Consider the following 6,816-nt stretch of genomic DNA (forward strand, 5'->3'; position numbering starts at 1 on the left):
TTAGCCTCCTAGCGCATACTGAAGAGCTTCCGCAACGGTTGACACTCCGATAATTTCAATTCCTTTAGGTGCACTCCACCCACTTACATTATTAGCTGGAAGTATTACTCGGTCAAAACCAAGTTTCACCGCTTCCTGAACCCTCTGTTCAATTCTTGATACTCTTCTCACTTCACCAGTCAGGCCTACTTCCCCAATTATACAATCCGTAGGTTTCGTTGTTTTGTCTCGAAAACTTGAAGCAATACTTACAGCAACTGCAAGGTCTATCGCGGGTTCATCCAGCTTTACTCCACCAGCTACCTTTAGATAAGCATCTTGGTTCTGTAAGAGTAATCCGACCCTTTTTTCTAAAACAGCCATCAAAAGTGATACCCGATTATGGTCAATACCAGTTGCCATCCTTCGTGGGTTCCCGAAGCTTGTCGGAGATACGAGTGCTTGAATTTCCACAAGCACTGGGCGTGTTCCTTCCATCGAAGCGACAACTGTTGAACCAGCCGCACCTTGGGACCGTTCTTCGAGGAATATTTCAGATGGATTTGCGACCTCTTCTAAACCGCTCTCCTTCATTTCAAAAATACCCATTTCATTTGTAGAACCAAAGCGATTCTTAACGGCTCGGATAATTCGATATGTATGGTGCCGTTCTCCTTCAAAATACAATACTGTATCTACCATATGCTCCAATAATCTTGGACCCGCAATAGCCCCTTCCTTCGTTACATGACCAACAATAAAAATGGCGATGCCATTTGATTTCGCGATACGCATTAATGTAGCCGTACATTCCCTGACCTGCGATACACTACCAGGGGCAGAAGTGACTTCCGACTGGTAGACTGTCTGAATAGAATCAATAATAACAAGATCGGGATTCACTTCAGCAATTGCTTGCTGGATATAATCCATATCTGTTTCTGAATATACATATAAATGGTCAGATGTAACTCCAAGTCGATCTGCACGCAGTTTCGTTTGTTTTACCGACTCTTCTCCAGAAATATAAAGGACTTTCTTCTCCTTTTGTGCGAGTTGAGAAGATACCTGTAGCAAAAGTGTCGATTTACCAATCCCTGGATCACCACCGATTAAAACAAGTGACCCCTGAACAATCCCTCCACCTAATGCTCGATTCAACTCTGCTAAATCTGTAGCAATTCTTGGCTCTTGTAACGTTTCAATTGTTGTAATAGGTGTTGCCTTTTGCCGCTCGGCCGTTCCTGCGATTCCATCTGAATGTGTAAAGGCCCCTCCGCGTCTCGTGGGCTTTACAATTTCAACTTCCTCAACCATTTTGTTCCATTCTCCACAGCCAGGGCATTTCCCCATCCATTTTGCTGACTCATATCCACATGATTGACACATGAACTTCGTCTTTTTTTTCGTTGCCATGATAACTTCCCTTTCTTTTAGTAAAATAAATAAGCCTCTATCGCCAATACGTTTATGTAAAAAAATCCCTATACTAGATATTATGTATTGACCTGTCATAATCCTGCTTATTTCATAATCATTCCAGTTTTTTTAATTTTTTAGAAAAAAAAAGAGAGTGTCCCATAAGAGTCTGACCTCGCACTCTAAACAGTATGTAGTGATTCATACACTAAACATATACTGTCTTTAGTTATCGCGGGGTCTGACCCTTCTTTTGGGACACCCTCTTGTCACCACTTATTTAATACTATTTACTGGTTCTACATATTTTAGTACAAATTCACCATCTTTTACATCAATCGTAACCGGATGATTTTTTTGAACATTTCCTTTCAGCAGCTCTTCAGATAAGTAGTCTTCTACATGCTTTTGTAGCGCCCTACGAATCGGACGAGCCCCATATTCAGGATCATATCCTTCTTCAGCAATTTTTTCTTTCGCAGTATCTGTCAATTCAATTAAAATTTCCTGCTCTTTCAAGCGGTTTGTAAGTTGAGTTGTCATAAGTGTAACAATTTCATTCAAGTGCTTTCTCTCAAGAGCATGGAATACAATTGTTTCATCAATTCGGTTTAGGAACTCTGGACGGAACGCGCGCTTTAGCTCTTCCATCACTTTTCCTTTCATATCCTTATAATCCTGACCTTGATCTTGGATGTTAAATCCTACATATTTATTTGATTTTAAAGCGGCTGCTCCTACATTGGAAGTCATAATTAGAATCGTATTTCTAAAGTCTACTGTACGCCCCTTAGAATCCGTTAATCTGCCGTCCTCCAAAACTTGAAGAAGAATGTTGAATACATCTGGGTGTGCTTTTTCAATCTCATCTAATAGGACGACGGAGTACGGCTTTCTACGTACTTTTTCGGTTAATTGCCCACCTTCTTCATATCCTACATATCCAGGAGGTGAACCAACAAGACGTGAAGTCGAATGCTTTTCCATGTATTCTGACATGTCAATGCGAATCATTGCCTCTTCATCACCGAAAATGGATTCAGCCAACGCTCTTGCTAGTTCTGTTTTACCCACTCCTGTAGGTCCAAGGAAAATAAATGAGCCTATTGGTCGTTTGGGGTCTTTCAAGCCTGCTCGAGCTCGACGTACGGCTTTAGCAACCGCAATTACCGCTTCCTCTTGACCAATTACACGATCATGAAGAATACTTTCCATCTTCAACAATTTATCTGATTCCGTTTGTGCAAGTCTTGTAACAGGGACACCCGTCCAACTAGATACGACATGAGCAATATCATCGACGGTTACTTCACTATTTTCTTGACCCTGTTTTTCTTTCCAAGTCTTCTTCGTTTCTTCAAGTTGTTCTCTTAATCGCTGTTCAGTATCGCGTAAAGAGGCTGCCTTTTCAAACTCTTGGCTCTGTACAGAAGAGTCTTTTTCTTTTCGTACTTCATCAAGTTTCACTTCTAATTCTTTTAAATTCGGCGGAGTCGTATAAGAACGTAATCGAACTTTTGAACCAGCTTCATCGATTAAATCAATTGCTTTATCAGGAAGAAAGCGGTCAGAAATATAACGATCAGAGAGTTTAACCGCAGCATCTATCGCTTCGTCTGTAATAGAGACACGGTGATGCGCTTCATAACGATCACGTAAGCCTTTTAGGATTTGAATGGATTCCTCTAATGTAGGCTCATTAACCGTTATAGGCTGGAATCTGCGCTCTAAGGCAGCATCCTTCTCAATATATTTTCGATATTCATCAAGAGTCGTAGCTCCAATACATTGTAATTCACCACGAGCTAATGAAGGTTTCAAAATATTAGAGGCATCAATTGCTCCTTCTGCTCCACCAGCACCAATTAATGTGTGTAGTTCATCAATAAATAAAATGATATTTCCAGCTTGGCGAATTTCATCCATCACTTTCTTCAAACGATCTTCAAACTCACCACGGTATTTCGTACCAGCTACTACAGTTCCCATATCAAGGGTCATAACTCGCTTATCACGAAGAATTTCTGGAACCTCATTATTTATTATTTGTTGAGCAAGTCCTTCAGCAATGGCTGTTTTACCCACTCCCGGCTCTCCAATTAAGACTGGGTTATTTTTTGTCCGACGACTTAACACCTCAATTACACGTTGAATTTCTTTACTGCGTCCAATGACTGGATCTAGACTTCCTTCACGTGCAATTGCTGTTAAATCACGGGCTAAGCCATCTAAAGTCGGTGTGCTAGCATTTGCTGAAACAGCACCTTGATGACCACCAGACTCATTGCTTCCCAACAATTGTAGTACTTGTTGACGTGCTTTGTTCAAACTCACCCCAAGATTATTAAGGACACGGGCTGCAACTCCTTCTCCCTCGCGAATTAATCCTAGCAGAACATGCTCAGTACCAACATACGAATGTCCAAGTTTTCGGGCTTCGTCCATAGATAGCTCAATAACCTTTTTAGCTCTTGGCGTATAATGTATCGTTTGAGCCTTCTCTTGACCTCGACCAATTAGGTTTTCTACTTCTTTTTGAATTTTATCTGAGCCAAGCCCAAGTGCATATAGTGCTTTTGCGGCGATACCGTCACCTTCACGAACGAGGCCTAATAGAATATGCTCAGTACCAATATTGTTATGTCCTAAGCGAATAGCTTCTTCTTGGGCCAATGCTAATACTTTTTGAGCTCTTTCAGTAAATCGTCCAAACATCATAAGATAATTCCTCCTTAAGAATTTTCAATTTGGGCTAAATCTAACCGTTCACGTATTAACGAAGCGCGGCGAACATCTCTTTCGTATGGTTGTAATGGCCCGCCTGCGTACTTTTGTAAAAATCCGGGCTGTGTTAAAATCATCAATTCATTCATTACACTTTTTTCTATATTTTTTATATACCCTAAATCGATACCTAAACTAACATCAGATATACAAGTTGCTGCTTCTTTAGACTCAATAATCCTCGCATTCAATAAAACTCCAAGAGAACGATATACTCTATCTTCTAATTGTATGTGAGAGGTTTTGACTAATGCTTCTCTAGCAGACCTTTCTTGTGCGATGATTTGTTGAACAACACTAGTCAAGTCTTCCACAATATCTCTCTCTGATTTTCCAAGTGTAATTTGGTTTGAAATTTGAAAAATATTGCCAACTGCACTACTACCTTCTCCGTAAATTCCTCTGACCACAAGACCTAACTGGTTAATTGCCGGGATAATTTGGTTGATTTGACGAGTTAAGACTAAGCCTGGTAAATGCATCATAACTGACGCCCTTAAGCCTGTTCCTACATTTGTAGGGCAACTTGTTAAATACCCCCTCTCCTCATCGTACGCATAATCAATCTGCTGCTCCACCCAATCATCATATTTATTTGCCAGATCTAAAGCTTCAGTAAGTTGCAAGCCAGATATCATACATTGAATCCGGATATGTTCCTCCTCATTGACCATAATACTAATATCTTCATTTTCAGATAGCAGACAAGCACCATACAAAGAATCTTCAGCTAGATTAGGACTAATTAAGTGTTTTTCTACCAATACCTGTCTTTCGAGAGATTCAAGCTTCTCTAATTCGAATATGTCCAAATTTCCTACTGCATCGGTGTTTTGTTTTCCTAGTTTTTCCTTTACCAGTTCCATCACTTTATTGGCTTCTTCTTTGTTGTAAATAGTTGGAAATCTAAAATCCCTAAAATTTCTCGCCAATCTAATTCTGGAGCTTCGGACAATATCAGCATCAGGACCAGCTTCATTCCACCAAGAGCTTTTTGCATTTTGCGCGAAGTGATCTAAAGTCATGGCTGATTTCCCCTTTCTTTTGCTGCTATATCCTCTTTTTCAAGTGAACGTATTTGATCTCGCATTAAAGCTGCCTGTTCAAATTCTTCTTGATCAATTAGGGCTCTAAGTTCACTTTTCAAATCCTTAATTTGTTTTCTAAGATGAATACTTTCGCCTAATCTTTCCGGAATTTTCCCAACATGTGCAGTATTGCCGCCATGAACTCTTTTTAAAATAGGATCCAGACTATCTTTAAACGTTTCATAACATGTTGCACAACCAAATTTCCCAACATGGACAAATTCTTTAAAGGTCAAATGACAGTTCTTACACTTTAATTCATCAACATGTGTAAGCGTACTTGCTTTCGCTTGCTGAAGAAATGGTTCTATATTAAGTAAACCGGCTAATAAGTTGTTTATCGAAAATCCATTTGAACCATTCTGCATAAATAAATCACCTTTTTCATTGGCGCACTTATCGCAAATATGGATTTCTTTCTTTTCGCCATTAATAATTTTTGTAAAATGCAAAGTTGCTGGCCTTTGATTACATTCTTGGCAAACCATATCATCACCTCTGCCAGGTCTTTATTTATATTTTAAAGTGGTTAGCATTGCATTTAGAATGCTTGCCCTTAATTCATCACGTGCAGGCAAATCGATACAAATTACCGAACGATCAATCACACTAAGCATGATTTTCGCCTCTCTTTTGGAAATAATCTCCTCACCCACAAGGCGTATAATAATATCTTCAGCTGCTGATTGAGAGACTCTAGACCCAACTAACGACAGTAGTTGATCTATTAGATCCGCTTGGCCGTGTGCTTGAACCTTCATAATTCTAATGTAGCCTCCACCACCGCGCTTACTTTCCACTAAATAGCCTCGTTCAATTGTAAATCTCGTATTAATTACGTAATTTATTTGAGATGGAACACATTGAAACTTATCAGCTACTTCGCTTCTCTTGATTTCTAAAATGTCTTTCTGACTCATCTCAAGAACTTGTTTTAAATAACTTTCGATAATATCAGATATATTTTTCACTCGCCCTCCCCCATTCTGACTTTGACTATATTTGACTATTATTATACATCGAAAACCTAATTTTGCAACTTAGATGCATTTATTTTTTGATTATATGATCCATTATTTCCATTTGTTATGTATTTTAACTTTTAAATCAAAAATTTTTTAATGCTTAACGATTTTTTTAAACCATTATTAAAAGGGGCTCTTGTTTCGTTAAAGAAATGATAAGGAAACAAATATATTAGATTTTAACTAAAGGCAAGGAGTTAAATATTTAGTATTAATCAATAAAAGTGGTATGAAAAATCCCCATTGCTATAATGAGCTTGTCGTGTGAAATTATTTATTGAGTACATATATATGTATGTAATTCAAAAAAATCAACTATAGCTAGCTGATTTTTTGATTACTAGTGTCGTCCTACACTCACAGAAGGAATTCAATTATAATTCAGGCCACTGATGACCTATGAACAGCGGATTTCTGTGTTTTAAGTCACACAATATTTTTTTGCAAAATTGGGTGGGGATTAATAGTTACCGATCTTTAAAAAAGCCCTTCTATAACAAAAAAAGACCAGCTATAAATAG

At 38.6% G+C, this 6,816-nt stretch carries 5 protein-coding genes; all 5 read right to left on the minus strand.

What is annotated here, in order from left to right:
• Positions 1-1,395, minus strand: coding sequence for a DNA repair protein RadA (gene radA, locus V179_RS0104600; RefSeq protein ID WP_034300591.1), 1,395 nt, complete (start codon positions 1,393-1,395; stop codon positions 1-3).
• Between the two features lie 279 nt (positions 1,396-1,674).
• The gene (clpC, locus tag V179_RS0104605; protein WP_028390489.1) at positions 1,675-4,116 is read right to left on the minus strand and encodes an ATP-dependent protease ATP-binding subunit ClpC; all 2,442 of its coding nucleotides are present in this window, start codon (positions 4,114-4,116) and stop codon (positions 1,675-1,677) included.
• A gap of 14 nt (positions 4,117-4,130) precedes the next feature.
• Positions 4,131-5,207, minus strand: coding sequence for a protein arginine kinase (locus V179_RS0104610; RefSeq protein ID WP_028390490.1), 1,077 nt, complete (start codon positions 5,205-5,207; stop codon positions 4,131-4,133).
• A complete protein-coding gene (locus tag V179_RS0104615) occupies positions 5,204-5,758 on the minus strand; it encodes a UvrB/UvrC motif-containing protein (protein ID WP_028390491.1) in 555 nt (184 codons plus the stop codon). Before V179_RS0104615 ends, V179_RS0104610 begins: the two co-directional genes overlap by 4 nt.
• 21 nt (positions 5,759-5,779) lie before the next feature.
• Positions 5,780-6,241, minus strand: coding sequence for a CtsR family transcriptional regulator (locus V179_RS0104620; protein ID WP_028390492.1), 462 nt, complete (start codon positions 6,239-6,241; stop codon positions 5,780-5,782).
• Between the last annotated feature and the right edge of the window lie 575 nt (positions 6,242-6,816).

Origin of the sequence: Bacillus cihuensis (genome assembly GCF_000504145.1) — a bacterium.
In the GTDB taxonomy this organism is placed as follows: Bacteria; Bacillota; Bacilli; order Bacillales; family DSM-1321; genus Peribacillus; species Peribacillus huizhouensis.